This is a genomic window from Burkholderia sp. BCC1985 (genome assembly GCF_905339915.1).
GTDB lineage: Bacteria > Pseudomonadota > Gammaproteobacteria > Burkholderiales > Burkholderiaceae > Burkholderia.
In genome coordinates this window covers 174,994-200,320 of record NZ_CAJPGY010000003.1, presented here as the reverse complement: position 1 = coordinate 200,320, position 25,327 = coordinate 174,994, and the positions used below count along the sequence as shown (strand labels likewise).

Genomic DNA, 25,327 nt, shown 5'->3' with positions numbered 1-25,327 from the left:
GCGAGCGATCGCGTTCCCTCGCACCGCGCTACGCGTCAGGCCCCTGCGACGCCCCGCACTCCCGCGATCAACTGGATCGCGCCGAACGCCGCGATCACGACGGCCGACATGCGCGACAGCCCGTGCATGAACGTCAGCGACATCTTCGTGCGCAACGCGGCGGTCGCGCTGCTCAGGCACAGCCACCACGTCGCGGAACCCAGGAACACGCCGGCGACCATCAGCGCCACGGTCGCCCCCATCGCGCCTTCATGCGTGCCCGCCAGCGGGCCGAGCGCCGCGAAGATCCCGACGAACGACAGGATCGTCATCGGGTTCGACAGCGTGAGGCCGAAAGTCGTCAGGAAATCGCGCAGCACGGTCGTGCGCGGCAGGTCTCGAACCGCCGCCGATGCGGTCGACGCCGCCGGCGCCTGCCGCGCGATCGACCACGCCAGCCACACGAGGAACGCGCCGCCGCCGATTTTCAGCGCGACGGTCAGCATCGGGAACGCGGTGACGATGCCGGCGACGCCCAGCGCGCCGAGCAGCCCGTAGATCGCATCGGCGCACGCGGCGCCGATGCCCGTCGCGAACCCCGCGTGAAAGCCGCGGCTCAGGCTGCGCTGGATGCACAGCATGCCGATCGGGCCGACCGGCACCGCGATCGACAATCCCATTACGACGGACTTGATGAACAGCATGGCCGGTTCCTCGCGACATGCAATGCGTTGAACCGTCATCGTAGGGAAACTCCGGTCGCCGCTGAAGGCGGTTTTTAAGGAAAAATAGCCGCTTCACTTTAAAAACTCCGCCGCGATGGACGAACTCGACTGGAAAATACTCGCGCTGCTGCAGGCCAACGGCCGCATCAGCTACACGGAGCTGGCACGCCAGGTTCACCTGTCGGTGCCGGCGGTCACGGAACGCGTGAAGCGCCTCGAATCGGCCGGCGTGATCGACGGCTACACGGCGCGGGTCAATCCGGCCGCGGCCGGCTACCCGGTGAGCGCGCTGATCGGCATCACGGTGCCGCAGCCGGCGAAGGCGAAATTCCTGAAGCTGCTGGAGACCATTCCCGAAGTGGTCGAGTGCCATCACGTGACCGGCGCGGATTCCTACGTGATGCGGTTCGTCGCCGTCAGCATGGCGCATCTCGAACAGCTGATCGAGCGCATCAACCTGTATGGCGAAACGCGCACGTCGATCGTGATGTCGACGCCGTTGCCGGCGCGCGGGCTCGCGCGTCCGGCCGCGGCGGTCAAAGGCGTGCGGGGGTGACAGGATGCCCCGCGCTGCGCGATGCTGTGCCATGCGCCGCTTGCGCGAACCGGACAACCCGCCATGCCAGTCATCGGATTCGATCATTACAACCTGCGCGCGGAACGGGCCACGCTCGATACGCTGCGCGACTTCTACGTGAACGTCGTGGGCCTCGAACCCGGGTATCGACCGCCGTTCCAGAGCAGCGGCTACTGGCTCTACGCGGGGGCGCAGGCGATCCTCCACCTGTCGGAAGCGCGGCCCGGCGAGGCGCGGCCGGCGCACGTCGTCAATACGTTCGACCATGTGGCGTTTGCATGCGCGAATGCCGCGGACATGGAGCGGCGTCTTGGCGACGCGCAGGTCCGGTACACGCGCCGGCACGTGCCGGTCACGAGCCAGCTGCAGATCTTTTTCACCGATCCGGCCGGGAATGGCGTCGAGTTGAATTTTGCGGAAGCCGGCGGAGATTCCGGTGACAAACGGTATTAGTGCTCAGCACATCGATCGACGCTGCGGCTTTCCGGAACATCGTCACGCATGCGGTTTCCGCGTACCTCGCGGCGGAAACTGGCGCTTTCGCGACCATTCCATCGACGTCAGACACATCGGCCCTTACTTGAGATGAATCGATCCAACGCGAAACTGATCACCCTCGCTCTGCGATTTCTATTCGCCAGCCTCTGCTTGCCGGCCGCCAATTCGCAAGCCAGCCCTTTTACAGCCCAGAGCAGCCAGCTGAGTGCCTCCATGTCCGACCTGCCCCGTTACGAGAAACTGCCGTTATTCAGTCCTCGTCGCAAGTCCTTCGCGTGCGTGTATCAGGCCCAACACGTACCGCTTGTCGACCCCCAGGCTGAATTGTGGTTTCAGCAGGCGCTGGCGCTTGATGATTCGACCATTGACTACGATAAGCGTGATTACCCGAAGATTTACCAACTCTACTCGCAGGCTGCCGAGCGCAATCACTGGAAGGCCATGCTGAATATCGCCTCACTGATATTGAGCGATCGTCAGGGTGTACCAACCCATGATCCCGAAACTGCTATCCGCTGGGTAGAAAAAGCGATGAAACTGGGCGTGCCTGACGCCTACGACATGATGGGGATCTACCATCAGAACGGGCTGATTAAAGGTGGTGATGCCACCAGTGCCTATGCCTTCTTCCAGCGCGCGGCTGATATGGGTAGTCCATCCGCGCAAACTTTCATTGGAACAAAGACGGATGCTGCATATGACGACCCCGGCGGTGAATTCTGGGGAAATTTGCCTATCGCGACGCAAATGCTGGAATGTGCCCTCGCGCAGGGATATGGAACTGCTGCGAAAGAGTTAGGACACGTCTACGCGAGACCGCAAACTGCTGAAGCGAAGCTGCGTGCGCTTCATGTTCTTCATCAAGGGGTCAAGCTAGGTTCCGCTGAATGCGCAAATAAGCTTTTCACCGAATTCGACGGAATGGACCTTACCGATGGAACCAACCTGGTCGGGCATATCGACAAAGCGCGTGCGGAACGTTACAGCAAGCTCGGGGATGCGCTCGAGTTCTATCAGGGTCGCCTGAAGCTGCCGAATCTCGACAAGGTGCTCCCGCTGCCACCCGCCCCGTTGCCGAAATGGGATGGTAAAGCACAGACGCTGATCGACGGCGCAAAGGCCGTGACACCGCCCCCCAAGCCGCAAAAGAGTGCGGCGCAACAAGGCCGGGAATTCATTCCGGACGGGTATGCCGTGGCGGCACGAGAACGTAGCACGATGGTTGTCACGGACGACAATCCAGTACCACGCGATGGCTATTGGCTCGCGCTGTATGGCCCACCCTCTGCCTCCAAAGCCGAGCTGATCCCCGTCCGCCGTAACATTGCGGAGCGCTATCAAATCGGGGCACGCTTCGGCACACCGTCATTCGACTGGCTGGCCGCTGAGCAGGTGCAGTGGCACTACCTTGGCGAAGCCTATGCCCTGCCCCCGCAACGCCATGATTGACAGGACTACCGTTCCCCGGAATGCTCGCCGGACGCGCCCCCTCACGCGCCGTACCTGCGATCGTTCCCGAGCACGATGTGCCGCATGCAGATCGAAGCGTTCGGGTTTGGCCCGTCTCGCCTGCCATCACGCGCGGCGAACCTCACCGCTGCTTCTCGAGCTTCACGATCGTCAGCGCACCGTTCACGCGCTCGACCCGGACCTTGACCTTGTCGCCCACGTGCAGCGACGCGATCATCGCCGGGTCGCCGGCCTTGAATGCCATCGTCATCGGCGCCATCCCGACGTTCTGGAGCGCGCCGTGCTTCAGCGTCACCATGCCGTGCTCGGCATCGATCCGTTTCACTTCGGCGTCGGTCAGCGCGGCATCCGACGCCGACGTCTTCGAGTCGCCCATGTCCATGTTCATGTCGGACATGCTGCCGGCTGAATACGCCGGTGTCGCGACGACGTTCATCGCGCAGAGGACGGCGACGGCAATATTTCGAATCTTCATCAACCGACTCCCGGCTGCAGCGGGTAACGCATGGAACGCACCCCCTACACCAGCAACGTCGCGACCGCCCACCCGATCAGCACGACACCTAGCGCCCGGCCGACCCGCTCGCCGCCCGGCAGCACCTTTTCGACCAGCACGAACAGCGACAACGCGACGATCCACACGACGTTCATCACGCCGCCGACGAACAGCAGCGCCATCAGCAGCCAACAGCAGCCCACGCAATACGCGCCGTGGCGCGCGCCGAGCAGGAAGCTGCCCGTGATGCCCGGGCGCCAGTATGTCGCGAGAAACCGCACCGGCGACCGGCATTGCCGCAGGCAGGCCTGTTTCAGCGGCGTGAACTGATAGACGCCGGCCAGCGCGAGGACGATCGCGGACAGCACGGCGCTCTTCGACCACAGCATCATCCCGGAGATCAGGCCGGCGGGCTGCAGCAGCATCTGCAGCACGGCCGCGCCGACCGAGAACGCGAGCCATACGGCCAGATAGCCGGCCAACAGGCACGTCGACATGAATGCCGACCCCGCACCGCCCCGATCGTGATGCCGCAGCACGCGCCGGTACAGCAGCACGACCGGCGCCGCGCCGGGCGTCATCATCGCGATCATCATCACCCACCACATCAGGATCACGGTCGCCAGCGACGGATCCATGGCGCCCATGCCGTCGGCCAGCCGATGCGGGAACAGCGCGACCGCCGTCATGTCCAGCGCCGACATGCCGGTGCCGGCCCCCGTCCACAGGTAGGCCCAGCACGCGCCGACGAGCGCGGTCATGCCGAGCAGCGTGACGACGCGCTCGCGTCCGAGAAGCTCGCCGACGGGGATCATGCCGCGACGCGATGCCGGATCAGCCCGTGGTTGTTCAGGTGCAGCCGTGCGAACTGCGCGTAGCTCCGCTCGAGATCCAGCTGGATGTGGCCGTGCGACCGGCCGGTGCCGGATCCGATCTCGGCCAGCTCGTATTCGAAGCCGTGCGGCAGGTCGATCCGCACGCGATGTTCGGCGCCCGTCACCGGATTGCGGATCGGCTCGCCGACGATGTCGAGCACGCCGTCGATGCTGATCCGGCCGCGCCGCGCATCGACATCGACGTCGAAATCGATCTTCGCGAAGATCGGCTCGTAGGCCTGCTCGAGCGTCGATGCGAACACGGAAAACATCGTCGCGAACGGATCGGTATCCTGACCGGTCATGATCTTCAGCACGGCTTCGCACTGCGCGGGACTCGCACGCTCGTCGACGATCGGCTGGCACCGGCCGTGGCCTTCGTGAATCGGCCCGGGCCACTGGAACACGACCGCGATCCGGACACCGTCGAGCACCACGTCGCCGTAGTGGCCGCTGTCGATCGAAATCGCACCCATCGCTTCGCAGTTGCCGTGCGTCGGCAACGAATTGAACTGGCAGGGGCAACCGTATGAGCAATTGCAGTTCATCAGTTCGGTTCCCTGGATCTCCCACGGCGTCATGGCTTCACCTCGCGCAGTCGCTGGCACGTAATGTTTCGAATCTAGTGCAGCGGACAGGGGAAATCAAAGTGCGCGCGGGTGCCTCGTGCGTTGAAAAAAAACAGGCGCCGCGCGGCGCGCAACGATGCCGGCCCGACACATTCAACCTCGTCGTGCAGCCTCGCCGATGCAGGCGTTTCGATGCGCAACGGCGCGCTCGGACGAGCGTGTTCGAGCCATGTCGGACAAAAGCCAACGGCACGCACACAGCATCACGAATGCGGGCATCCCGCATCGGTCCTGGTTCATACTGTCTCGCAATCGACGATTCACCCCGACCGTCGCCGTCGCCCCGGATGGCTGTCATGCGCGTTCAAAGTGCGTTGCTGTTTCTCGTCGGCACCCTGCTCACCGCGGGCGGCTACGGTGCAACCTTCCTGCTGTCGATGCGCTTTCGCGCGATCGGCGGCAGCGATCTCGATACTGGCGCGGCACTGGCCGCGGCGACGGTCGGCACGTTCGCCGGCTTGTCGTTCGTCGGCTGGTTCTCGCAGCAGATCGGCACCACACGGATCGCCGCGCTGTCGTCACTGTGCATCGGCGCCGGCATCGTCGGCTTCGCGCTCGTCGGGCGCGCGGCCTATGCGGACCTGCCGTCCGGCTTCCTGGTCGGCTTCGGCTGGGGCGCGTTTCACCTGGCCGCGCCGATGTCGCTGGCCGAGCGTACCAGCGGTGCGGAGCGCGGCACCTGGTTCTTTCGATCGGCGACGTTCCAGATGACCGGAATCGGCGCGTCCCCGGCGTTTGCCGCCTATGCGATGCGCATGCTCCACTGGTCGATCGACGACACGCTTTACGCGGTCGGCGCGCTGTGCGCGCTCGCGTCGCTGATGCTGGAAGCATTCGGCCGCCTGAGCCCGCGTCCGTCCGCCCCCATCGCCGGCGGCCGGTGGGTGCGCGAACTGCGCACGATCTCGCGCACGCGGGCCGCCGCGCCGATCGCGATGATCGCGCTCGGCACCTGCGTGTTCTCCGGCCTGATGACGTTCCAGATGTCGCTCATGCAGGGCACGCAGGCGCGGCCCGGCACATTCTTCAGCGTTTATACGATGACGGTGGTGAGCGCGCGCTGGCTGCTCGGGAGATGGGTCAGGATGGCGCGCCCCGAAACGGCGACCAAGGGCCTGCTCATGTTGATGCTGCTCGGCGCGCTCGCGATGTTCGGCGCTGCCGCGCACGCATCGCTGCAGTCCGTCGCGGCCGTCCTGCTGGGCGCCGGCTACGGCCTCATGTATCCGGTGATCCAGGCGCAGGCGGTCAACGATTGCCCGGACGCGCAACGGCATGGCGTGCTGACCTGGTTCGTCGCGTCGTATTTCATCGGCGCGTTCGGGTTTCCGTCGCTTGGCGGCTGGGTGATGGTGCATGCCGGCAAGGGCGCGTTGCTGATGCTCATCGCCAGCTGCGGGCTGGCGGCGCTGTCGCTCGCGATCCTGCGCGACCGGCCGGAGCCGGTGCGCACGCAATGACGCAGTGGCGGGACGAACCGCCGCGCAGCCTGCCGGTCAGAACCGCCCGACGTCGACCACCGCCTGGGCGAATGCCTGCGGCGCCTCCTGCGGCAGATTGTGGCCGATACCGCCGGTGATCGTGCGATGCTCGTACTTGCCGGTGAACTTCGCCCGATAGACGGCCGGCGGCACGTGAAACGCCCCGTTCGCGTCGCCTTCCATCGTGATGCTCGGAACCGTGATCGGCGGCGCGGATGCAAGCCGCTGCTCGTATTCGTCGTACTTCGCCTCGCCCACCGCAAGCCCCTGCCGCCACCGGTAATTGTGGATCGTAATGGCGACGTGATCCGGGTTTCGGAAAGCCGGCGCGCTTCGCGCGAAGGTCGCGTCGTCGAAGTTCCATTTCGGCGACGCCTGCTTCCAGATGAACTTGACGAAATCTTCGGTGTACTTCTCGTAGCCGTCGCGGCCGCGGTCGGTCGCGAAATAGAACTGATACCACCACTGGAACTCGCCGGCGGGCGGCAGCGGCATTTTTCCCGCGCTCTGACTGCCGATCAGATAGCCGCTCACCGATACCAGCCCCTTGCAACGCTCCGGCCACAGCACGGCAATGATATCGGCGGTTCGCGCGCCCCAGTCGAATGCACCGAACAGGGCCGTCCGGATGTCCAGCGCATCCATCAGCGCGATGATGTCGAGTGCAACGGCCGTCGGCTGCGCGTTACGCATCGTCTGGTCCGACAGGAAGGTGGTCGAGCCGTAGCCCCGCAGGTACGGGACGATCACCCGATACCCCTGCGCGCCGAGCGCCGGGGCGACGTCGACGAAGCTGTGGATGTCGTATGGCCAGCCGTGCAGCAGCATGACCGGCGGGCCATCGGCCGGGCCCGCTTCCGCATAGCCGACATTGAGCAACCCGGCCTTGATCTGCTTGATCGTCGTGAACGACGAATGGCTTCCAGGCTTGATCGGTGGCAGCGGCGGTGTTGCCGACGGTGCATTTTGTGCGTGAGCGGATTGCAGCATCTCGAACTGCGCTGCAACAAGCGCACCGGCTGCCATGCGCGCAAAGCCACGCCGGCGCGGGTCGATTTCTTCTGGCATTTTTATCTCCCGTTTCAGTGGGACTGACCGACAAACCGACAAACAGGCGCTACCGGAAAATGTTAGTCGATAGGAAACGGCTTGCAAGGCGGATTGAAAGACGGCAATAGGACGCATTGCCTGAATCCGTCTGTATGCGCCTGGGTCGCGCGTGCCGCCATCGGCTGGTCGGCTGAGTCTCCGCAATCGCAGCGTCGAATGGTGTCACGCCTGCGCAAATCGTCATCGCGTGAACGTGGAGCCGCAACATGGTGCCCATTCCGGGTACCCGGCGTATCGCATATCTTGAGAAACACGTTGTCGCATCGGACATCGATCTCTCGCCCGACGAACTGGCAGCGCTGGACGAGCCCGCACCGGTCGGTGCGGCGACAGACGAACGCTATTCGACGCGAATGATGGCAGCCGTCGGGCATTGACGGCGAAAAACGCGCCGCCGCACGCGACGCATCCGCAGTCCTCGGCGGTGTCATCCTGACGTCAACCTGGTTTCTTCGACGACCGCGCGACCGCGAACCACGCCATCATCGCGCCCGCGACCCACGCGCAGGTCAGCAGCAGGTCGAAGTCCATCATGCCTTCGAAATTTTCACTGTTCTCGAAGCTGCAATGCCGGCTGCCGCGAAATTCGATGCAACCGCTGGCGACCCACTGAATGTGCATGAATACGTGATAGACGGCGAAGGCCGAAGCGATAATGGCGACGCGCAGGCGTAGGGTCGTTTTCATTCGGCGCCGGAGGCGGTGGGATGGTCTGACGCCGATCTTAAGACAACGGCGCCGCATCAGGCAATCGATCCCGCGCGAACGTCGCGACCGGCATGCACGACGGCGAATCGCCATCCGCACAAACCCCGATAAAACCGTGGCATCGCGCTTTCGGCGCGGCACTCGGCGCCCACGGATTTGCGGTATTCACGCTGATGCACGATGGTCTTGCCGCCGGCAAGCCTCCGCCGCCCGAACGACAACGCGCATCGCTTACGCGTCGTCGATCTGCCGGAGCGTCCTCAGGCAATCCACCGCCAGCTGCTGATAGATCCGCGTGCCGTTCGCCTTCGCGTCGATCTCCGCGTCGCTCAGCCGCCGGACCACACGACCCGGCACGCCCGCGAGCAGCACGCCGCGCGGCACGTCGTAACCGGCCTTCACGAACGCGCAGGCCGCGACGATCGTGGTCGCGCCGATCGTCGCGCCGTCCATCACGACCGCGTTCATCCCGATCATCGTGTCCGGCTCGAGCGTCGCGCCGTGCACGATCGCGCCGTGGCCGATGTGGCTGTTCGCGCCGAGCCGGCACGTCTCGCGGATGCCGACGTGCAGTACGCAGCCGTCCTGCACGTTGCTGCCGTCGCCGACGACGATCGCGCCGAAGTCGCCGCGCAGGCTCGCATGCGGGCCGATGTAGCAGCCCGCGCCGATCGTCACGTCGCCGATCACGACCGCGCTCGGATGAACGTACGCGGACGAAGCGACGCGCGGGCGCATGCCGTCGAATTCGAACAGCGGCATCGCTCAGAGCACCGCGGTCGCTTCGGGCACGAGCGTGAACAGGTCGCCGACGAGGCCGTAGTCGGCCACGCCGAAGATCGGCGCTTCCGGATCCTTGTTGATCGCGACGATCACCTTCGAATCCTTCATGCCGGCCAGATGCTGGATCGCACCTGAAATACCGACGGCGATGTACAGCTGCGGCGCGACGATCTTGCCGGTCTGGCCGACCTGGTAGTCGTTCGGCACGTAGCCGGCGTCCACTGCCGCGCGCGACGCGCCGAGTGCGGCGCTCAGCTTGTCGGCCAACGGTTCGAGAACCTTCATGTAGTTCTCGCCACTGCCCAGGCCGCGGCCACCCGACACGACGATGTTCGCGCTGGTGAGTTCGGGGCGATCGAGTTTCGTCACCTCCCGGCCGATGAACTGCGACACACCCGCATCTGCTGCCGCTTCGATCTTCTCGACCGCTGCGCTGCCGCCTTCGGCCGCCACCGGATCGAAGCCCGTCGTCCGCACCGTGATCACCTTGATCGGGTCGCCCGACTGCACCGTCGCGATCGCGTTGCCCGCATAGATCGGACGCTCGAACGTGTCGGCCGATACCACCGCCGTGATGTCGGAGATCTGCGCGACGTCCAGCTTCGCGGCGATGCGCGGCGCGATGTTCTTGCCGTAGGCGGTGGCCGGCGCGAAGATGTGCGAGTAGTTCGACGCGACGGTCAGCACCGTCGCTTCGACGTTCTCGGCGAGACCGTCCGCGAGTTGCGGCGCGTCGGCGAGCAGCACTTTCGAAACGCCTGCGATTTTTGCTGCTGCATCGGCCGCTGCTTGCACGTTGTGGCCTGCGACCAGCACGTGAATGTCGCCGCCAATGTCCTGCGCGGCCGCCACCGCATTCAACGTCGCGGCCTTGATCGGCGACGCGCCGCCAGCCGATGCCGCATCGTGCTCGGCGATTACCAGAATCGTCATGTCCGTCCGCTCCCTGTTACAGCACCTTGGCTTCGGTCTTCAGCTTGTCGACCAGCGTCTTCACGTCCGGCACCTTCACGCCGGCCGCGCGCTTCGGCGGCTCGGCCACCTTCAGCGTCTTCAAACGCGGCGTGACATCCACGCCGAGGTCTTCTGGCTTCACCGTTTCCAGCGGCTTCTTCTTCGCCTTCATGATGTTCGGCAGCGTCACGTAGCGCGGCTCGTTCAGGCGCAGGTCCGTGGTAACAACTGCAGGCAGTTGAAGCGACAGCGTTTCCGCGCCGCCATCGACTTCACGTGCCACGGTTGCCTTACCGTCGGCGATCGTCACCTTCGACGCGAACGTCGCTTGCGGCAGGCCTGCCAGCGCAGCCAGCATCTGGCCGGTCTGGTTCGAATCGTCGTCGATCGCCTGCTTGCCGAGAATCACGAGCTGCGGCTGTTCCTTGTCGACCAGCGCCTTCAGGATCTTCGCGACACCGAGCGGCTCGACCGCGTCGCCAGCTTCGACGAGGATCGCGCGATCCGCGCCGATCGCGAGCGCCGTGCGCAGCGTTTCCTGCGCCTGCGCGACACCGACCGACACGGCCACCACCTCCGTCACGACGCCGGCCTCCTTCAGCCGCACGGCCTCTTCCACCGCGATTTCATCGAACGGGTTCATCGACATCTTCACGTTCGCGATGTCGACGCCGGTGCGGTCGGACTTCACGCCGACCTTCACGTTCGCGTCGACCACGCGCTTCACTGCCACGAGCGCTTTCAACTGCCTGCCTCCTCTCTTGTTCCGACCGCCGCGACGCGTCAGCGCGCGGTGTATCCGCCGTCGATCACCAGCTCCGCGCCCGTGACGTAGCGCCCGGCCGGCGACACGAGATACAGGATACCGGCCGCGATGTCGCGCGGGCTGCCGATCTTCGCCATCGGCACGTGGGTCTGCAGATAGCCGAACACGTTGTCGGGATCCTGGCCCATCTGGCGGAACGCTTCCTCGAGCATCGGTGTGCGGATGTAGCCCGGATGCACGGAGTTCGCACGAATGTTCTTCGCCGCGTACAGCATCGCATCGACCTTCGCCATCATCCGCACCGCGGCCTTCGATGCGTGATACGCGGGCACGTCGGGGCCGCCGACGATCCCGTACATCGACGACAGGTTCACGATCGAGCCGCCGCCGGCCGCTTCCAAGCGCGGAATCGCCGCGCGCGTGCACAGGAACACGCCGTTGACGTTCACGTCCTGCACGCGCTGCCACTGTGCGAGCGTGAGTTCGTGGGTCGGCACGTTGTGCCCTTCGATGCCCGCGTTGTTCACGAGCACGTCGAGGCGCCCGAAGCGCGCGACGATCTCGCCGAACACGCGCTCGACGTCGGCCTCCTGCGTGACGTCGAGCGACCAGAACGCGGCCTGGCCGCCCTGCGCGCGAATCTCCTCGACGAGCGCTTCGGCGGGCTGCGACAGCACGTCGAGGATCGCGACGCTCGCTCCGGCCGCGGCCAGCGTGCGCGCCGTTTCCGCGCCGATGCCGCGCGCGCCGCCGGTGATCGCGGCCACCTTGCCGCGCAGGTCGAACAGGTCTTCGATGAGTTTCATTGCGTCTCCTTGTATTTAGGCGAACCGGCCACGAACGGGCCGGCCATCAAAACCATCGCGCATCATCGCGCCGTCGGCGCAGCCAGGAAATCGATGCATTCCCGATTGAAATAGGCCGCATGCTCCACCATGACCCAGTGGCCGCAGCGGTTCAGCAGCACGAAGCGCGCGTCGCGGCAGCGCTCGAGGAACGTCAGCGCGCCGCCGACCGGATTGAAGCGGTCGTCCGTGCCCCAGAAACCGAGCACCGGACAGCGCAGGTCGGCGAGCGCGCCCGTCAGGTTCGGCACGCTCATCGTCGACAACACTTCGGTCGGCTGCTCGACGCACACCTTCATCCGCTCGGCGACGAGCGCGTCGGTGACGATCTCCGGATCGTGCACCAGCAGCGTCAGCAGCTCGCGCATCGTGTCGTCATTCATCTGGCGATTGGTGAAGAGCTTCACCATCCGCTGGATCCCTTCCATCCGGAAATAGGTGTCGCGATCCTCGACGCCGCCCGGCGCCATCATGATCAGCCCGTCGACTTCGTCCGGGTAATCGAGCGCGTATTTCAGCGCGATCGCGCCGCCGAGCGAGTTGCCGAGCAGCACGGCCGGCCCGATGCCGAGCGCGGACAGCTGCGCGTGCAGCGCGCCGACGAAGAAATCGAGCGTGTAGGCGACGTCGGACGGTTTCGACGACTGCCCGTAGCCCGGCAGGTCGACGACGATCGCGCGGTGGCCGGCCGCCGCGAACGCCGGGTAGTTGTGTTTGAAGTTGCTGAAACCACTCGCGCCCGGGCCGCTGCCGTGGATGAACACCACCGGGCGGCCTGCGCCCGCCTCGAAATGATGCAGGCGCAGGCCGCCCGGTACGTCGGTGAAGATGCCGGCCGGCGGCGTCGTGGGGGTCGTCATCGCGGGTTGTCTCCTTCGTCGGTCGATGGATGCCTGCCACGATGATTGCGCCGCCGGCGCCGGCCGGCATCATCCTTTCAGACTACGAATCCGCGCGCGCTTGTTCCTATCATCGGGCCACCGAAACGGAGGCAGACGATGAACGGATTCGACTACAGCGGCAAGACGGTGCTCGTGACGGGCGGCACCAAGGGCATCGGGCGGCGCATCGCCGAGCGGTTTCTCGCGGCGGGCGCGCGCGCGTTCGTGTGCGGGCGCAGCGCGCCCGACACGCCGCCGTCCGCCGGCGGACGCACGGCCACCTTCATCGCGGCCGACCTGCGCGACATCGAGCAGGTCGACGCGATGCTCGCGACGGTCCGCGCCTCGACGGGCGCCCTCGACGTGCTCGTCAACAATGCGGGCGGCTCGCCGTTCGTGCTCGCGGCCGACGCATCGCCGCGCTTCACCGAATCGATCGTGCGGCTGAACCTGATCGCGCCGCTGCAACTCGCGCAGCGTGTGAACGCGATCATGCAGCCGCAACCGCTCGGCGGCGTGATGCTGTTCATCGCGAGCGTCAGCGCGTCGCGGCCGTCGCCCGGCACCGCCGCGTACGGCGCCGCGAAGGCGGGGCTCGTCAACGCGGTCACGTCGCTCGCGGTCGAGTGGGCGCCGCGCGTGCGCGTGTGCGCGATCAGCCCGAGCCTCGTGCAAACCGAATCCGCGACCGAAGGCCACTACGGCGACGATGCGGCGCTCGACGCGATCCGCGCGACGATTCCGGCCGGACGGCTCGCGACACCCGACGACGTCGCGTCGGCGTGCCTGTTCCTCGCGTCGCCAGACGCGTCGTACACGTCGGGCGCGAACCTGCGGCTCGACGGCGGGGGCGAACGGCCCGCGTTCCTGGCCGCGGCGCAGATGCAGGCGCGCTGACGCATGCGCCGCCAGATGCGTGCGCCGATCGTTTCCAGTCCTAGGGAAGTCATCTAGTTCATTTTGACGATTCCCTGCTATCGCGATCTCCCTACTCTGCCTCTCACGACAACCACAGTCGACCGTCGTCGATACCCCCAGAGGAGACACCATGCATCAACGGATTTCGCGCCGTACCGACAAGCGGGCCACCGCCGCGCTGTCGACGCTGGCCGCCGCGCTGCTGACTTGCGTCGTTCCCGACGCGCACGCCGGCAGCACGATCGAGCTTGGCGCCGACACGACGCTGGACTACACGTTCACGCTGAGTTACGGCCTCGGCATGCGCACGCGTGCGCCGAGCGGCAATCTGCTGACGCCGGCGAACATCAACGGCGACGACGGCGACCGCAACTTCGCGAAGAACAAGCTGATCGAGAACCAGGTCAGCCTGCTCGGCGAAGTGAACCTGAAGCACGACGACTGGGGCGTGTTCGTCCGCGCGAGCACGTTCTACGATCAGGCGTACCGCCACCCGAACTACAACGACGCGCCCGGCACGGTCAACCACACGGGCCAGTACAACAACTTCACCGGCGACGCCCGCTACTGGTCGGGCGGCCACACGACGCTGCTCGCCGCCTACGCCTACAACACCTTCAAGATCGGCCCGACGAGCCTGAACGTGAAGGTCGGCGACCAGGTGGTCGCGTGGGGCGAAAGCCTGTTCTTCCCGAACATCGCAGGCGCGCAAGGCCCGGCCGATGCCACCAAGTCCTATGTCGCGGGCGCTCAGGTGAAGGACATCCTGCTGCCGGTGCCGCAGATCTCGACGCAATGGCAGATCACGCCGAACTTCAGCCTGCTCGGCTACTACCAGTTCTCGTTCCAGCAGAACCGCCTGACCGCGCCCGGCACGTACTGGAGCTATTCGGACGTGGTCGGCCCGGGCGCGCAGTTCATTATCGGCCCGGGCGGGATGATCATTCCGCGCGGGGCCGACGACAAGCCGAGCGCCCGCAACCAGTGGGGTATCGGCGCACGCGTGCGGGTGCTGGGCGACACCGAGCTCGGCGTGTACCACCTGCATTACAACGACATGAACCCGAGCGTCGTCACGACGTACTTCCCGACGCTGCAGTACCAGCAAAAATATTTCAGCAACATCAAGCTGACCGGCGCGAGCTTCTCGACGCAGGTCGGCCCGGTGAACGTCGCGGGCGAAGTGTCGTATCGCCAGGGCGCGGCCGTGCTCGTCAACACGCCGACCGGCGCGCAGTCGACGCGCGCGAACGTGCTGCAGACCAACCTGTCGGGCATCTATTCGATCGGGCCGAGCTTCCTCGCGAACTCGCAGTCGCTGATCGGCGAACTGACGTACGTGCATGTCGGCGGCATCTCCGCGCTCGACGGCTCGACCACGCTCGTCAACTCGCGCAACGCGCTCGCGATGGAGATCGCGTGGACGCTCAGCTACAAGAACGTGTTCAACGGCTGGGATCTCGACGTGCCGCTGACCTACACGCACGACCTGACCGGCACGTCGCCGCTCGCCGGCGCGCTCGGCTCGTTGACGGGCCAGGGCGATCACCGCGTGACGGCCGGCGTGACGTTCACGCGCCTGAGCAACCTGCAGCTGGCGCTCGTCTACGCCAAGTTCCTCGGCTCGCCCAACCCGGTCACGCGTCCGCTCGCGGATCGCGACTACGTGCTCGCCACGGCGACCTACCACTTCTGAGCGGCCCGGCCGCTCGTCACCCAGCAAGAAGAGGATTTGTCATGAAACGAACTCGTCTCCCCCTCCTGCGCGCATCGGTGATGGCCGCGTGCGCGCTCGTCGCGACGGCCTCGTTCCCGAAGGTCACGCCGGACGACCTGAAGGCGCTCGACGGCCCGCTCACGCCGATGGGCGCGGTGCGCGCCGCGAGCAAGGACAACAGCGTGCCGGAGTGGTCGGGCAAGTGGCTCGGCACGCCGCCCGACGTGCAGTACAAGCGCGGCAGCCGCTACCCCGATCCGTTCGCGAACGAGAAGCCGGTCGCGACGATCACCGCCGAGAACATGGCGCAGTACGCGGAGCACCTGACCGACGGCCAGAAGGCGATGTTCAAGCGCTATCCGGCCACGTTCAAGATCAACGTCTACCCGAGCCACCGCGACTTCCGCTACGCGGATTCCGTCTACAAGGACATCCGTACGTATGCGCCCGATTCCACGATGACGTCCGACGCGAACGGGCTGACCAACGCGCCGCCGCAGGTGCCGTACCCGATCCCGAAGACGGCCGCCGAGCTGCTGTGGAACCAGCGCTTCTCGTCGGCGATCGGCACCGAGCAGGCGACCTACGACCAGGCGGTCGTGTACTCCGACGGCAACATCGCGTGGGGCAAGGTTCGCTACGACATCTACTCGCCGCGCAACGTCGGCAAGTACGACGTGAAGAGCGACCTCAACAACCGCACGTTCTATCGCAACGCGACGGAGCTGCCGCTGTCCGACCGCGGCTCGCTGATCGTCGGCTTCACGAACTGGGACAAGGCCGGCGCGGACAACTCGTCGCGCACGTGGATGTACAACCCGGGCACGCGGCGCGTGCGCCAGGCGCCCGAATACGGCTATGACCAGCCGCAGGGCCCGGGCGGCTTCCGCACCGTCGACGACGACCGCCTGTACAACGGCCCCGGCGACCGCTACGACTGGAAGATCGTCGGCAAGCGCGAAGTCTACGTGCCGTACGACAACTACAAGGCGATGGACAGCTCGGTCAAGTATGCGGACCTGCTGACCAAGGGACATGAAAACCCTTCGTACATCCGCTACGAGCTGCATCGCGTGTGGGTGCTGCAAGCGACGCTGAAGAGCGGCTATCGTCACCAGTACGCGAAGCGCGTGCTGTACATCGACGAGGATTCGTGGATGACGCTGCTCGCCGACAACTACGACGCACGCGGCCAGCTGTGGCGCACCAACGTCGCGACGACGCTGTACGCATATGACGCGAAGACGTTCTACCCGGGTCTCGTGTTCTTCCACGACCTGATATCCGGCGCCTACATGGCCGACCGCCTGACCAACGAAGGGCCGATGCCGAAGCTCGACAGCAGCCCGCAGTTCAGCGAAGCGTACTTCTCGCCGGACGCGATCCGCAGTTCGGGTAACTAAGCAAATCGCCGCCCGCGCCGGAGCCTCGCTCCGGCGCCCGACGCCGCCCGGGACGGCGGCCTTTTCCATTCGAGGGCCCTACCATGTCCAACCGCTTGCATGCGACGCTCGGCGACGAGCTGTATGCCGCGTGGCACTCCCGCGCGCCGGTCGCGCCGCTGTCGGGGCGGCCGCGCCGGCTGTCCCTCGACGATGCGTACCGGATCCAGCAACGCTTCATCGAACGCCGCGTCGAATGCGGCGAATCGGTGGTCGGCAAGAAGATCGGCGTGACGAGCCAGGCCGTGCAGGACATGCTGAACGTGCGCCAGCCCGATTTCGGCATCCTGCTGTCCGGCATGCACTACGCGGCCGGCGAGGCGATCGCAACCGAGTCGCTGATCGCGCCGCGCGCCGAAGGCGAGATCGCGTTCATCCTCGCGCGCGACCTGCGCGGCCCCGGGATCGACCGCACCGACGTGATCGCCGCGACGGCCGCGGTTGCGCCCTGCTTCGAGATCGTCGATTCGCGCATTCGCGACTGGGCGATCCGCATCGAGGACACCGTCGCCGACAACGCGTCGTGCGGCGTGTACGTGCTCGGCGATGCGCGCGTCGATCCGCGCACGCTCGATCTCGCCGCGTGCGAGATGACCATCGAGAAGAACGGCGAGACCGTCGCGCAAGGCCGCGGCGATGCGGCGCTCGGCCATCCCGCCGACGCGGTCGCGTGGCTCGCGAACACGCTCGCCGAATACGACGTGCCGCTGCTCGCCGGCGAGATCGTGCTGTCCGGCTCGCTCGCGAAACTGATTCCGGTCACGGCCGGCGACGCGCTGTCGATGCACATCTCGGGCATCGGCGGTTGCGACGTCCGCTTTATCTAAAGGAAGAGGAAGAATCCTGATGAAGAAAATCAAATGCGCACTGATCGGGCCCGGCAACATCGGCACCGACCTGCTTTACAAGCTGCGCCGCTCGCCGGTGCTCGAACCGGTGTGGATGGTCGGCGTCGACCCTGCGTCCGACGGCCTCGCGCGGGCCCGCGAATTCGGGCTGAAGACCACCGACAAAGGTGTCGACGGGCTGCTGCCGCACGTCGCCGACGACGAGATCCGCATTGCGTTCGACGCGACGTCGGCCTACGTGCACCGCGACAACTCCGACAAGCTCACCGCGCTTGGCGTGAAGATGATCGACCTGACGCCAGCCGCGATCGGGCCGTACTGCGTGCCGCCGGTCAACCTCGACGCGCATCTCGGCAGCGCGCAGATGAACGTGAACATGGTGACCTGCGGCGGCCAGGCGACGATCCCGATGGTGTACGCGGTGTCGCGCGTGCAGCCGGTCGCGTACGGCGAGATCGTCGCGACGGTGTCGTCGCGCTCGGTCGGCCCCGGCACGCGCAAGAACATCGACGAATTCACGCGCACGACGTCCGGCGCGATCGAACAGGTCGGCGGCGCCCGCAAGGGCAAGGCGATCATCGTGATCAACCCGGCCGAGCCGCCGCTCATCATGCGCGACACGATCCACTGCCTCACCGACGGCCCGCCCGACGTCGACGCGATCACCGCGTCGGTGCATGCGATGGTCAAGGAAGTGCAGCGCTACGTGCCCGGCTACACGCTGAAGAACGGCCCGGTGTTCGACGGCAACCGCGTGTCGGTGTTCATGGAAGTCGAGGGGCTCGGCGATTACCTGCCGAAATACGCGGGCAATCTCGACATCATGACCGCCGCCGCGGCCGCCACGGCCGAGCGTTTCGCCGAACAGATGCTGGCCGCGACGGCCGCCACCGCTTGAGTCGAGGAGTCACACGATGTCACTTGCAGGCAAGAAGATCACCGTCCACGACATGTCGTTGCGCGACGGGATGCACCCGAAGCGTCACCAGATCACGCTCGACCAGATGCGCAACATCGCGCGCGGGCTCGATGCGGCCGGCGTGCCGCTGATCGAGGTCACGCACGGCGACGGGCTCGGCGGCGCTTCGGTTAACTACGGTTTTCCCGCGCATACCGACGAGGCGTACCTGAGCGCCGTGATTCCGGAGCTGAAGCAGGCGAAGGTGTCGGCGCTGCTGCTGCCCGGCATCGGCACCGTCGAGCACCTGCGCGTGGCGCACGAGCTCGGCGTCGGCACGATCCGCGTCGCGACGCACTGCACCGAAGCCGACGTGTCGGAACAGCATATCGGCCTCGCGCGCACGCTCGGCCTCGATACCGTCGGATTCCTGATGATGGCGCACATGTCGTCGCCCGAGCAGCTCGTCGTGCAGGCGAAGCTGATGGAGTCGTACGGCGCGAACTGCATCTACATCACCGATTCGGCCGGCCACATGCTGCCCGACGACGTGACCGCGCGGATCGGCCAGGTGCGCGCCGCGCTGAAGCCAGAGACGGAACTCGGCTTCCACGGCCACCACAACCTCGCGATGGGCGTCGCGAACTCGGTCGCGGCGGTCGCCGCCGGCGCGAACCGGATCGACGCGGCTGCCGCCGGCCTCGGCGCGGGCGCCGGCAATACGCCGATGGAAGTGTTCGTCGCGGTGTGTGACCGGATGGGAATCGAGACCGGCGTCGACGTGTTCGCGATTTCCGACGTCGCCGAGGATCTCGTCGTGCCGATCATGGACGCGCCGATCCGCCTCGACCGCGATGCGCTGACGCTCGGTTACGCGGGCGTCTACTCGTCGTTCCTGCTGTTCGCGAAGCGCGCGGAAGCGAAGTACGGGATTCCGGCGCGCGACATCCTCGTCGAACTCGGCCGGCAGCGGCTCGTCGGCGGGCAGGAGGACATGATCGAGGATGCGGCGCTGACGATGGCGCGGGCACGGGCGGTGGCGGCATAACGGGGATCTGCGCTGCCTTCCATGTCATGGACGCATCGCAGGTCAGTCTCCGGCCGGAGCCGCGGCGATCGCGGCTCCGTCTTCCGCCCGGATGCCTGCCGTCAACGAGCAGGATAAGCGTCGCCACCGACGGCGGCAAAAAACGAAACCGTACTGGCCATCCTGGCCGCGCGCAGGCGAATCATCTCCAGCCGCGTCAGATCGTACGCATACTCGGCACGTAGCACGCGAAGCCGATCCGAGCTGCCGTTCTCGAACTGACGCCGCGTCATCTCGAGAACGGTCTGCTGGCGGCGAGCGACGGCGCTACGGGCCTGCAGCGCCGTCGTATCGCGATCGATTTCGGTCATCGCATCGGCAACGCTCTGCAATCCGCTGAGCACGACCTTCCGGTAGTCTTCAAACGTCGCATCGTATGCGGCATACGCCGCATCCCGCGCCGCACGCAATTCTCCACCGTGAAAAACCGGTGCGCTTAGCTGGGCACCGATATTCCAGATCGTCGTGCCGCCCGCGAACAACTGGCCGAGCACCAGCGGCGACGACCCGATGCTCGCGCCCAGTTCGATCCGCGGGTAAAGATTGGCCGTGGCAACACCGGCCAGTTCACCGGCAATGTGCAGGCTCGCCTCCGCTGCGAGGATGTCGGGACGTTGACGCACGAACTCCGACGGAACCGTCGACGGCAGGTCCCGTGGCAACTGCAAATCGTCCAGACGAAACCGCGGCAGCGATTCGGGCGATGGAACACCCGCATAGACCGCGAGTTGAAACCGGACCTGCTGCAGTTGCGCGCGCAAGGTCGCCAGTTCCGCCTCGATTCGATCGACGTCCGAATCGCCGTCGATCGTTTCCCGATAAGCCACGCTGCCGATTGCATAGCGATCGTGCTGCGTCTGCCGGACGGCCTGCCGGTTCTGCAACACGCCTTCGTTCAATTCGATTTCGTCGCGCAGCCGCCCTTCCCGGACCGCCGCGGCCGCGATATTGCCGGCCAGCGTCAGGCGTGCCGCGTCTGCCTGATGCTTTCTCAGCGCCGCTTCGTATCGTTTCGCGGCGATCCGATGGCGCTGCGCACCGAAGAGATCGAAGTCGTATCGAACGCTCACGTTCGTGTTGTACAACATGAATGGCGACGGGTTCGGAATCATCGGCAGGCCGGCCGCAGCGGTATTCAACTGCTCCTTTTTTGCCGACGCGCCGAAATCGACCTGCGGATAGCGACTTGCTCCGCGCTGGCCCTCGAGATACTTCGTGGCTTCGACCAGCCGCGACTCCGCACTCCGCACGGACGGACTATCCTGCATCGCCTGCTCGACGAGTGTATCGAGCGCCGGCGAGCCAAAGCGCCGCCACCAGCGCGGATCGTGTTCGGCCGGCACAGAAGCGCCGTCGCGTTGGGCCGATCCGGCGCTCATTCCCATGAAGGTGGAAGGCAATGCCAGATCGCTCGCGGAACGAGAGACGAACGCGGGATGACGGCACCCTTGCCCCAGGACGGTGGCGACCGCGATCGGCAGGAGCGCAATTGCGCGGCAAGCGCGGCGGCCATGATGTGTTCGTTGTGCCATCGTCGTTCAATCGAGCGTGGTTCTGTACGCGAGCAGGCCGACGGTCATTGCAACCAGCGTGAAAGCGACCATCGTCGCGGCATCGGGCCAAACTTCATTCCATCCGCTGCCCTTCAGGAGGACGCCGCGAATAGCCCTGTTGAAATAGGTCAGCGGCAATCCGTTGCCGATCATCCGTGCCCAGCCCGGCATGCCGGCAAACGGGAACATGAATCCGGAGAGCAGGACGCTTGGCAGAAAATAGAAGAAAGTCATCTGCATCGCCTGCAACTGATTTCGCGCGACCGACGAGATGGCGATGCCGACCATCAGGTTCGCGAGGATCAACAACGACGCGAGGCAGTAGACCGTCACCGGATTGCCTTCGAACGGCACGCTGAATACGAACCGCGCCGCCAGCAGGATGATCGTGCACTGCAGGATGCCGATCACGATGTACGGAACGATCTTTCCGCAGATCACCTCGATGGACGTTGCCGGTGACGCGAGGATGTTCTCGATCGTTCCGCGCTCACGTTCACGCGTGATGGCGAGACTCGTCATCATGACCATCGTCATCGACAGGATGACGCCCATCAGGCCCGGAATGATGTTGTACTGCGTAATGCCGGCCGGATTGTAGATCTTGTGCACACGGGCAGAGAATGCTTGCGGCGGCGCGGCTGGCGCCAGCGCTCCCGTCAGATCCTTGTTCAGCACCGTACGCGTCATCGTGTTGAACGCGGCGATCGCATTTCCCGTTGCCGCGGGATCCGTGGCATCCGCCTCGACCAGAATTTCCGGCTGCTCGTCGCGCACCAGCCGCCGCGAGAAGTCGTGCGGCACGCTGACCACGAACTGCACGGTTCCCTTTTGCAATGCGTCACGTGCCGCGCGCTCGGAAGACAGGCCACCCTGGATATCGAAATAGCCTGTATTGCGCATGCCGGCGACGAGCGACCGCGAGAATTCGCTTGCGTCGTCGGCAAGCACGATCGTCGGAAGATGCCTTGGATCGCTGTTGATCGCGAAACCGAACAGCGCCAGCTGCACGATCGGCAACACGGCGATCATCCCGAGCGTCACGCGATCGCGGCGGATCTGCAGGAATTCCTTCGTCACCATGCTCCACCAGCGGGAAACCGAAAATCCGGTCATGTCAGCGTGGCTCCCCGGATCCGTCCTTCATCAAGTGCAGGAAAACGTGTTCCAGATTCGTTGCGACTCTCTGGATCTCGACGCCATCGCCGCCGACCATTTCGAGCGTCGCGCCAAGCACGGCCTCGTCACGCCCCGAAACGTGCAGCGCACGCCCGAACGCAATCACCTGCTCGACGCCCGGCCGCCCCTTCAGCCGGTCGTTCAATCGCACGAGATCTCCCCCGGACAGCGACCACGTATGGAGCGCATGCCGCCGTACGAGCTCGCCGGCCTCGCCGTGCGCCAGCAGCGTCCCGTACGAGATGTAGGCGAGCTTGTGGCAACGCTCGGCCTCGTCCATATAGTGCGTGCTGACGAGCACCGAAATGCCGCGGGCCGCCAGACGGTGCAGTTCCTCCCAGAATTCCCTGCGCACGCCCGGGTCGACGCCGGCTGTCGGCTCGTCGAGCAGCAACAGCTCAGGCGACTGCAACAGCGCAGCCGCAAGCGCCACGCGCTGCTTCCAGCCGCCCGACAATGAACCGGCCAGTTGGTTCGCTCGCGATTCCAGTCCCATTTCGGCGAGGATCCGTGCGACACGTTCCTTTCGCGCGTCGATCGCATACAGTCGCGCGACGAAGTCGAGGTTCTCCCGCACCGTCAGGTCCTCCCAGTACGAAAAGCGCTGCGTCATGTAGCCGACCCGCCGCTTGATCTCCTGGCGCTGCGTCAGGATGTCGAATCCGAGGCAGGTCCCGCTGCCGGAGTCCGGCGTCAGTAGTCCGCACATCATGCGCAACGAGGTCGTCTTGCCGCTCCCGTTCGGACCGAGAAAGCCGAATATCTCGCCACGGCCGACCTGCAGGCTCAGGTTCTTGACGACGTGCCGCGCGCCGAAATGCTTGTTCAGCCGATGCACCTCGATCAACGGCGGTGCGTGGTTCATCGCGTCACCTCGACCGGCAAGCCCGGATGCAGTCCGCGTGCATCGGCGGTGTCGGTTCGCGCCTCGACAAGAAACACCAGTTTCGAACGCGCGTCGTTGCTGTAGATGACGGGCGGCGTATATTCCGCGTCCGATGCGATATGTGTGATCGTTGCCGAATAGCCGCGTGCGCACCCGTCGCATGCGAGCTTCACGACATGACCGACGCGCAGATGAGGCAGCGCGACCTCGGGCACGAAGAAGCGCACCTTCGTATTGCGATCGACGAGAATCTTGACCACCGGTTTGCCCGCGACGACCCACTCGCCCGGCGTGAAGAACGTATCGACGACGACACCCTTTCCAGGTGCCTGCACGGACAGTTGCCGGTACTGCGTCCGCAGCCGTTCGTATTCGGCCTGAAGCGCGTCGGTGCTCTGTCGTTGCGAACGCAGCTGACCGTCTCGTGCCGGCAACCGCGCCGTCTTCAGCTGACTGGCAAGTTCGCGTACTCGTGCTTGGTCCACCCGCGCCGCCGCGCGCTCGCTTTCGAGTCGATCGAGTGAAATCGCGCGTATTTCGTAGTCGGCTTCGGCACGGGCGAGCCTTTGCGTCGAAAAAACCGCGCTCGCCCGCGCCTGTTCGAGCTGTGCCTTCACCGCATCGATTTCCGATGAACGCTTGCCTTGTTCCAGGTCGCCGAGCACGTTCCGCGACGATTGCCACTGGTGATACTGGCGCTTGATCGCCTGTTCCAGGTCGGGCGCATCGATCTCGAAGACGCCCGCGCCCGCGTCGACACGGTCACCACGCGCGGCACGCAATGTCTTCAGGTTCCCCGAGTACGGCGCCGACAAATAGGAAAACTGCCCTTCGATATAGCCGTGATACGTTTCCGGCGACTGGGTGCAACCTGTGGTCAGGAGGCACACGCAAACGAAACCGTACCCGACCCGCCGAGGCGTAAGCGTGATGCGTTCCATAGTGAAGAAACCGAATGTTGCACGGTGGTATGCGACGACCGATTACGCGGTCGGCAAACGACGGTCCGGCTGGCATCGCGCGGCGGTTCGCTGCGTGTAGGCGTCGAGAAACTCGGCGGCAGCCGCACGCCGGATTTCCGTCACGTATTGCGTGCAGCAATGGTCCCCGTCGTCGAATAGCGTCAGCTTGATGCCGTCGGTCAGCCCGAGCCCGTTCAAGGTATCGCGCAGCCATGTCTTTGTCCGCGACCGACACAAGCGGGTCGCGTCCGCCATGAACGATATGGACGCGAAGGACCGAAGTAGATATTCGATGCTGTTGCCGCCGGAGACTCTTTTCTTCCATCCATTGGTTTATTTCCATCGTTTCAAAGTGTGAACACGACCGATTCATTAAAAATGGATCCAAAAATTCGATCGAATCTTGAAAACCATAAACTCAAATAAGGTTTATCAGACAAATCCACGAAGGCGGAATGATTCGCCATCGTCATTTAAGCCGTTCCACGCAAGAGAATCGCGGTCAGAGACAAGACCTAAACCATCCAGATCGACGAAAAATTCTATTTTTCCAAACTCAACTCGTCAACGCGAAAATAAATGCCCATTATTTTAGTTTTGAGATTAAGGCGATAATTACACTTTGAAACAAATTGGATGCCAGTACCAGTCCTAAATCGAAATCCCCGGCCGAATAGAATCCTCCGTAACCCTAAATAGTACGGCGGCGGCCGGATTCGATCATGGAAATCCAGCATTGCAGACAGTGGCCTCATTGTGCCAAGAACGACAAAACGAGCGAATTTCATCGATCGGGTCGCTGATGACCGGCACGACGTTCGGGATCGCGGTGCTCGGCACGCTGTTCGCGGTCGTGCATGGCGGCACGGCGGGCTTGCGCGCGGAGATGTTTGCCCGCGCGGCAATGCAGCTGGCGGTGGCGACCGGGGCGACCGGGGCGACCGGGGCGACCGGGGCGACCGGGGCGACCGGGGCGACCGGGGCGACAGTCAGCGTACAGCACGCGAGGCAATCGACATGATGCGAGCCGTTCGTCGAAGATTTCCTGCGAGACGCGGCC

General features: G+C 65.1%; 28 protein-coding genes. 12 read left to right on the top strand and 16 right to left on the bottom strand.

What is annotated here, in order from left to right; translation table 11 throughout:
• Positions 1-35: 35 nt before the first annotated feature.
• Entirely contained in the window at positions 36-683 is a 648-nt protein-coding gene (locus tag U4Z31_RS04370; RefSeq protein ID WP_321795730.1) for a LysE/ArgO family amino acid transporter, read from the bottom strand.
• 115 nt (positions 684-798) lie between these two features.
• On the opposite strand from U4Z31_RS04370, the gene U4Z31_RS04365 reads away from it, so the two are divergent.
• The 3 genes from U4Z31_RS04365 (at position 799) to U4Z31_RS04355 (ending at position 3,228) form a co-directional block, all read left to right on the top strand.
• Positions 799-1,260: an Lrp/AsnC family transcriptional regulator gene (locus U4Z31_RS04365; protein WP_044844621.1), complete on the top strand. Its 462-nt coding sequence runs from the start codon at positions 799-801 to the stop codon at positions 1,258-1,260.
• A gap of 63 nt (positions 1,261-1,323) precedes the next feature.
• Entirely contained in the window at positions 1,324-1,734 is a 411-nt protein-coding gene (locus U4Z31_RS04360) for a VOC family protein (protein ID WP_321809538.1), read from the top strand.
• Between the two features lie 258 nt (positions 1,735-1,992).
• Entirely contained in the window at positions 1,993-3,228 is a 1,236-nt protein-coding gene (locus U4Z31_RS04355) for a DUF6396 domain-containing protein (protein ID WP_321809537.1), read from the top strand.
• 142 nt (positions 3,229-3,370) lie between these two features.
• Here U4Z31_RS04355 and U4Z31_RS04350 read toward each other — a convergent pair whose 3' ends face one another.
• The 3 genes from U4Z31_RS04350 to U4Z31_RS04340 are packed head-to-tail and all read right to left on the bottom strand — an operon-like array spanning position 3,371 to position 5,201.
• Positions 3,371-3,724 carry a copper-binding protein gene (locus tag U4Z31_RS04350; protein ID WP_321809536.1) on the bottom strand — a complete coding sequence of 118 codons (354 nt, stop codon included), beginning with the start codon at positions 3,722-3,724 and terminating at the stop codon, positions 3,371-3,373.
• Between the two features lie 44 nt (positions 3,725-3,768).
• Positions 3,769-4,560: a DUF2182 domain-containing protein gene (locus U4Z31_RS04345; RefSeq protein WP_321809535.1), complete on the bottom strand. Its 792-nt coding sequence runs from the start codon at positions 4,558-4,560 to the stop codon at positions 3,769-3,771.
• Entirely contained in the window at positions 4,557-5,201 is a 645-nt protein-coding gene (locus U4Z31_RS04340; protein ID WP_044844625.1) for a DUF1326 domain-containing protein, read from the bottom strand. The genes U4Z31_RS04345 and U4Z31_RS04340 overlap by 4 nt, the downstream gene beginning before the upstream one ends.
• Positions 5,202-5,545: 344 nt before the next feature.
• Here U4Z31_RS04340 and U4Z31_RS04335 point away from each other — a divergent pair, with 344 nt between their 5' ends.
• On the top strand, positions 5,546-6,709 hold the full coding sequence (locus U4Z31_RS04335) for an MFS transporter (protein ID WP_321795739.1): 1,164 nt from the start codon (positions 5,546-5,548) through the stop codon (positions 6,707-6,709).
• A gap of 36 nt (positions 6,710-6,745) precedes the next feature.
• Here the strand turns inward: U4Z31_RS04335 and U4Z31_RS04330 are convergent, their stop codons facing one another.
• Complete coding sequence (locus tag U4Z31_RS04330; RefSeq protein ID WP_321809597.1) at positions 6,746-7,798, bottom strand: alpha/beta hydrolase; 1,053 nt, start codon at positions 7,796-7,798, stop codon at positions 6,746-6,748.
• Between the two features lie 248 nt (positions 7,799-8,046).
• On the opposite strand from U4Z31_RS04330, the gene U4Z31_RS04325 reads away from it, so the two are divergent.
• Positions 8,047-8,217 carry a hypothetical protein gene (locus tag U4Z31_RS04325; protein WP_321809534.1) on the top strand — a complete coding sequence of 57 codons (171 nt, stop codon included), beginning with the start codon at positions 8,047-8,049 and terminating at the stop codon, positions 8,215-8,217.
• A 61-nt stretch (positions 8,218-8,278) separates the two neighbouring features.
• On the opposite strand, the gene U4Z31_RS04320 is transcribed toward U4Z31_RS04325, so the two are convergent.
• The 6 genes from U4Z31_RS04320 to U4Z31_RS04295 form a co-directional block, all read right to left on the bottom strand.
• Entirely contained in the window at positions 8,279-8,527 is a 249-nt protein-coding gene (locus U4Z31_RS04320) for a hypothetical protein (protein ID WP_124485054.1), read from the bottom strand.
• Between the two features lie 252 nt (positions 8,528-8,779).
• Positions 8,780-9,310, bottom strand: a complete 531-nt coding sequence (locus tag U4Z31_RS04315; protein WP_321809533.1) for a transferase hexapeptide repeat family protein — start codon at positions 9,308-9,310, stop codon at positions 8,780-8,782.
• A gap of 3 nt (positions 9,311-9,313) precedes the next feature.
• Complete coding sequence (locus U4Z31_RS04310; RefSeq protein ID WP_321809532.1) at positions 9,314-10,264, bottom strand: electron transfer flavoprotein subunit alpha/FixB family protein; 951 nt, start codon at positions 10,262-10,264, stop codon at positions 9,314-9,316.
• A 16-nt stretch (positions 10,265-10,280) separates the two neighbouring features.
• The gene (locus U4Z31_RS04305) at positions 10,281-11,030 is read right to left on the bottom strand and encodes an electron transfer flavoprotein subunit beta/FixA family protein (RefSeq protein ID WP_321809531.1); all 750 of its coding nucleotides are present in this window, start codon (positions 11,028-11,030) and stop codon (positions 10,281-10,283) included.
• A 38-nt stretch (positions 11,031-11,068) separates the two neighbouring features.
• Entirely contained in the window at positions 11,069-11,857 is a 789-nt protein-coding gene (locus U4Z31_RS04300) for an SDR family NAD(P)-dependent oxidoreductase (protein WP_124645891.1), read from the bottom strand.
• A 62-nt stretch (positions 11,858-11,919) separates the two neighbouring features.
• Positions 11,920-12,756, bottom strand: coding sequence for an alpha/beta fold hydrolase (locus U4Z31_RS04295; RefSeq protein WP_321809530.1), 837 nt, complete (start codon positions 12,754-12,756; stop codon positions 11,920-11,922).
• Positions 12,757-12,894: 138 nt separating this feature from the next.
• On the opposite strand from U4Z31_RS04295, the gene U4Z31_RS04290 reads away from it, so the two are divergent.
• The 6 genes from U4Z31_RS04290 to dmpG all read left to right on the top strand — a co-directional run bounded on the left by U4Z31_RS04290 (position 12,895) and on the right by dmpG (position 19,648).
• Positions 12,895-13,674 carry an SDR family oxidoreductase gene (locus U4Z31_RS04290; RefSeq protein WP_321809529.1) on the top strand — a complete coding sequence of 260 codons (780 nt, stop codon included), beginning with the start codon at positions 12,895-12,897 and terminating at the stop codon, positions 13,672-13,674.
• A 151-nt stretch (positions 13,675-13,825) separates the two neighbouring features.
• Positions 13,826-15,391, top strand: a complete 1,566-nt coding sequence (locus U4Z31_RS04285; RefSeq protein WP_321809528.1) for a DUF1302 domain-containing protein — start codon at positions 13,826-13,828, stop codon at positions 15,389-15,391.
• Positions 15,392-15,432: 41 nt separating this feature from the next.
• Positions 15,433-16,815: a DUF1329 domain-containing protein gene (locus U4Z31_RS04280; RefSeq protein WP_321809527.1), complete on the top strand. Its 1,383-nt coding sequence runs from the start codon at positions 15,433-15,435 to the stop codon at positions 16,813-16,815.
• 83 nt (positions 16,816-16,898) lie between these two features.
• The gene (gene dmpE, locus U4Z31_RS04275; RefSeq protein ID WP_044845650.1) at positions 16,899-17,681 is read left to right on the top strand and encodes a 2-oxopent-4-enoate hydratase; all 783 of its coding nucleotides are present in this window, start codon (positions 16,899-16,901) and stop codon (positions 17,679-17,681) included.
• A gap of 19 nt (positions 17,682-17,700) precedes the next feature.
• Complete coding sequence (locus tag U4Z31_RS04270; RefSeq protein ID WP_044845651.1) at positions 17,701-18,600, top strand: acetaldehyde dehydrogenase (acetylating); 900 nt, start codon at positions 17,701-17,703, stop codon at positions 18,598-18,600.
• Positions 18,601-18,616: 16 nt separating this feature from the next.
• Positions 18,617-19,648: a 4-hydroxy-2-oxovalerate aldolase gene (dmpG, locus tag U4Z31_RS04265; protein WP_321809526.1), complete on the top strand. Its 1,032-nt coding sequence runs from the start codon at positions 18,617-18,619 to the stop codon at positions 19,646-19,648.
• Between the two features lie 101 nt (positions 19,649-19,749).
• Here the strand turns inward: dmpG and U4Z31_RS04260 are convergent, their stop codons facing one another.
• From U4Z31_RS04260 to U4Z31_RS04240, 5 genes are all read right to left on the bottom strand, one after another.
• Positions 19,750-21,219 carry an efflux transporter outer membrane subunit gene (locus U4Z31_RS04260; protein ID WP_321809525.1) on the bottom strand — a complete coding sequence of 490 codons (1,470 nt, stop codon included), beginning with the start codon at positions 21,217-21,219 and terminating at the stop codon, positions 19,750-19,752.
• Positions 21,220-21,225: 6 nt separating this feature from the next.
• Positions 21,226-22,356, bottom strand: a complete 1,131-nt coding sequence (locus U4Z31_RS04255; protein ID WP_321809524.1) for an ABC transporter permease — start codon at positions 22,354-22,356, stop codon at positions 21,226-21,228.
• A gap of 1 nt (position 22,357) precedes the next feature.
• Positions 22,358-23,284 (bottom strand): ABC transporter ATP-binding protein, encoded by a 927-nt coding sequence (locus U4Z31_RS04250; RefSeq protein WP_321809523.1) that lies wholly within the window; start codon positions 23,282-23,284, stop codon positions 22,358-22,360.
• Positions 23,281-24,195 (bottom strand): HlyD family secretion protein, encoded by a 915-nt coding sequence (locus tag U4Z31_RS04245; RefSeq protein ID WP_321809522.1) that lies wholly within the window; start codon positions 24,193-24,195, stop codon positions 23,281-23,283. The genes U4Z31_RS04250 and U4Z31_RS04245 overlap by 4 nt, the downstream gene beginning before the upstream one ends.
• Before the next feature lie 93 nt (positions 24,196-24,288).
• Positions 24,289-24,522, bottom strand: coding sequence for a hypothetical protein (locus tag U4Z31_RS04240; protein ID WP_321809521.1), 234 nt, complete (start codon positions 24,520-24,522; stop codon positions 24,289-24,291).
• A gap of 547 nt (positions 24,523-25,069) precedes the next feature.
• Between U4Z31_RS04240 and U4Z31_RS04235 the strand changes: the two genes are divergently transcribed.
• Positions 25,070-25,288, top strand: a complete 219-nt coding sequence (locus U4Z31_RS04235; RefSeq protein WP_415750263.1) for a hypothetical protein — start codon at positions 25,070-25,072, stop codon at positions 25,286-25,288.
• Positions 25,289-25,327 lie beyond the last annotated feature (39 nt).

Coding starts and splice junctions, on each gene's coding strand:
- U4Z31_RS04370 (WP_321795730.1), bottom strand. CDS start 683: ATGCTGTTCATCAAGTCCGTCGTAATGGGATTGTCGATCGCGGTGCCG.
- U4Z31_RS04365 (WP_044844621.1), top strand. CDS start 799: ATGGACGAACTCGACTGGAAAATACTCGCGCTGCTGCAGGCCAACGGC.
- U4Z31_RS04360 (WP_321809538.1), top strand. CDS start 1,324: ATGCCAGTCATCGGATTCGATCATTACAACCTGCGCGCGGAACGGGCC.
- U4Z31_RS04355 (WP_321809537.1), top strand. CDS start 1,993: ATGTCCGACCTGCCCCGTTACGAGAAACTGCCGTTATTCAGTCCTCGT.
- U4Z31_RS04350 (WP_321809536.1), bottom strand. CDS start 3,724: ATGAAGATTCGAAATATTGCCGTCGCCGTCCTCTGCGCGATGAACGTC.
- U4Z31_RS04345 (WP_321809535.1), bottom strand. CDS start 4,560: ATGATCCCCGTCGGCGAGCTTCTCGGACGCGAGCGCGTCGTCACGCTG.
- U4Z31_RS04340 (WP_044844625.1), bottom strand. CDS start 5,201: ATGACGCCGTGGGAGATCCAGGGAACCGAACTGATGAACTGCAATTGC.
- U4Z31_RS04335 (WP_321795739.1), top strand. CDS start 5,546: ATGCGCGTTCAAAGTGCGTTGCTGTTTCTCGTCGGCACCCTGCTCACC.
- U4Z31_RS04330 (WP_321809597.1), bottom strand. CDS start 7,798: ATGCCAGAAGAAATCGACCCGCGCCGGCGTGGCTTTGCGCGCATGGCA.
- U4Z31_RS04325 (WP_321809534.1), top strand. CDS start 8,047: ATGGTGCCCATTCCGGGTACCCGGCGTATCGCATATCTTGAGAAACAC.
- U4Z31_RS04320 (WP_124485054.1), bottom strand. CDS start 8,527: ATGAAAACGACCCTACGCCTGCGCGTCGCCATTATCGCTTCGGCCTTC.
- U4Z31_RS04315 (WP_321809533.1), bottom strand. CDS start 9,310: ATGCCGCTGTTCGAATTCGACGGCATGCGCCCGCGCGTCGCTTCGTCC.
- U4Z31_RS04310 (WP_321809532.1), bottom strand. CDS start 10,264: ATGACGATTCTGGTAATCGCCGAGCACGATGCGGCATCGGCTGGCGGC.
- U4Z31_RS04300 (WP_124645891.1), bottom strand. CDS start 11,857: ATGAAACTCATCGAAGACCTGTTCGACCTGCGCGGCAAGGTGGCCGCG.
- U4Z31_RS04295 (WP_321809530.1), bottom strand. CDS start 12,756: ATGACGACCCCCACGACGCCGCCGGCCGGCATCTTCACCGACGTACCG.
- U4Z31_RS04290 (WP_321809529.1), top strand. CDS start 12,895: ATGAACGGATTCGACTACAGCGGCAAGACGGTGCTCGTGACGGGCGGC.
- U4Z31_RS04285 (WP_321809528.1), top strand. CDS start 13,826: ATGCATCAACGGATTTCGCGCCGTACCGACAAGCGGGCCACCGCCGCG.
- U4Z31_RS04280 (WP_321809527.1), top strand. CDS start 15,433: ATGAAACGAACTCGTCTCCCCCTCCTGCGCGCATCGGTGATGGCCGCG.
- dmpE (WP_044845650.1), top strand. CDS start 16,899: ATGTCCAACCGCTTGCATGCGACGCTCGGCGACGAGCTGTATGCCGCG.
- U4Z31_RS04270 (WP_044845651.1), top strand. CDS start 17,701: ATGAAGAAAATCAAATGCGCACTGATCGGGCCCGGCAACATCGGCACC.
- dmpG (WP_321809526.1), top strand. CDS start 18,617: ATGTCACTTGCAGGCAAGAAGATCACCGTCCACGACATGTCGTTGCGC.
- U4Z31_RS04260 (WP_321809525.1), bottom strand. CDS start 21,219: ATGGCACAACGAACACATCATGGCCGCCGCGCTTGCCGCGCAATTGCG.
- U4Z31_RS04255 (WP_321809524.1), bottom strand. CDS start 22,356: ATGACCGGATTTTCGGTTTCCCGCTGGTGGAGCATGGTGACGAAGGAA.
- U4Z31_RS04250 (WP_321809523.1), bottom strand. CDS start 23,284: ATGAACCACGCACCGCCGTTGATCGAGGTGCATCGGCTGAACAAGCAT.
- U4Z31_RS04240 (WP_321809521.1), bottom strand. CDS start 24,522: ATGGCGGACGCGACCCGCTTGTGTCGGTCGCGGACAAAGACATGGCTG.
- U4Z31_RS04235 (WP_415750263.1), top strand. CDS start 25,070: ATGACCGGCACGACGTTCGGGATCGCGGTGCTCGGCACGCTGTTCGCG.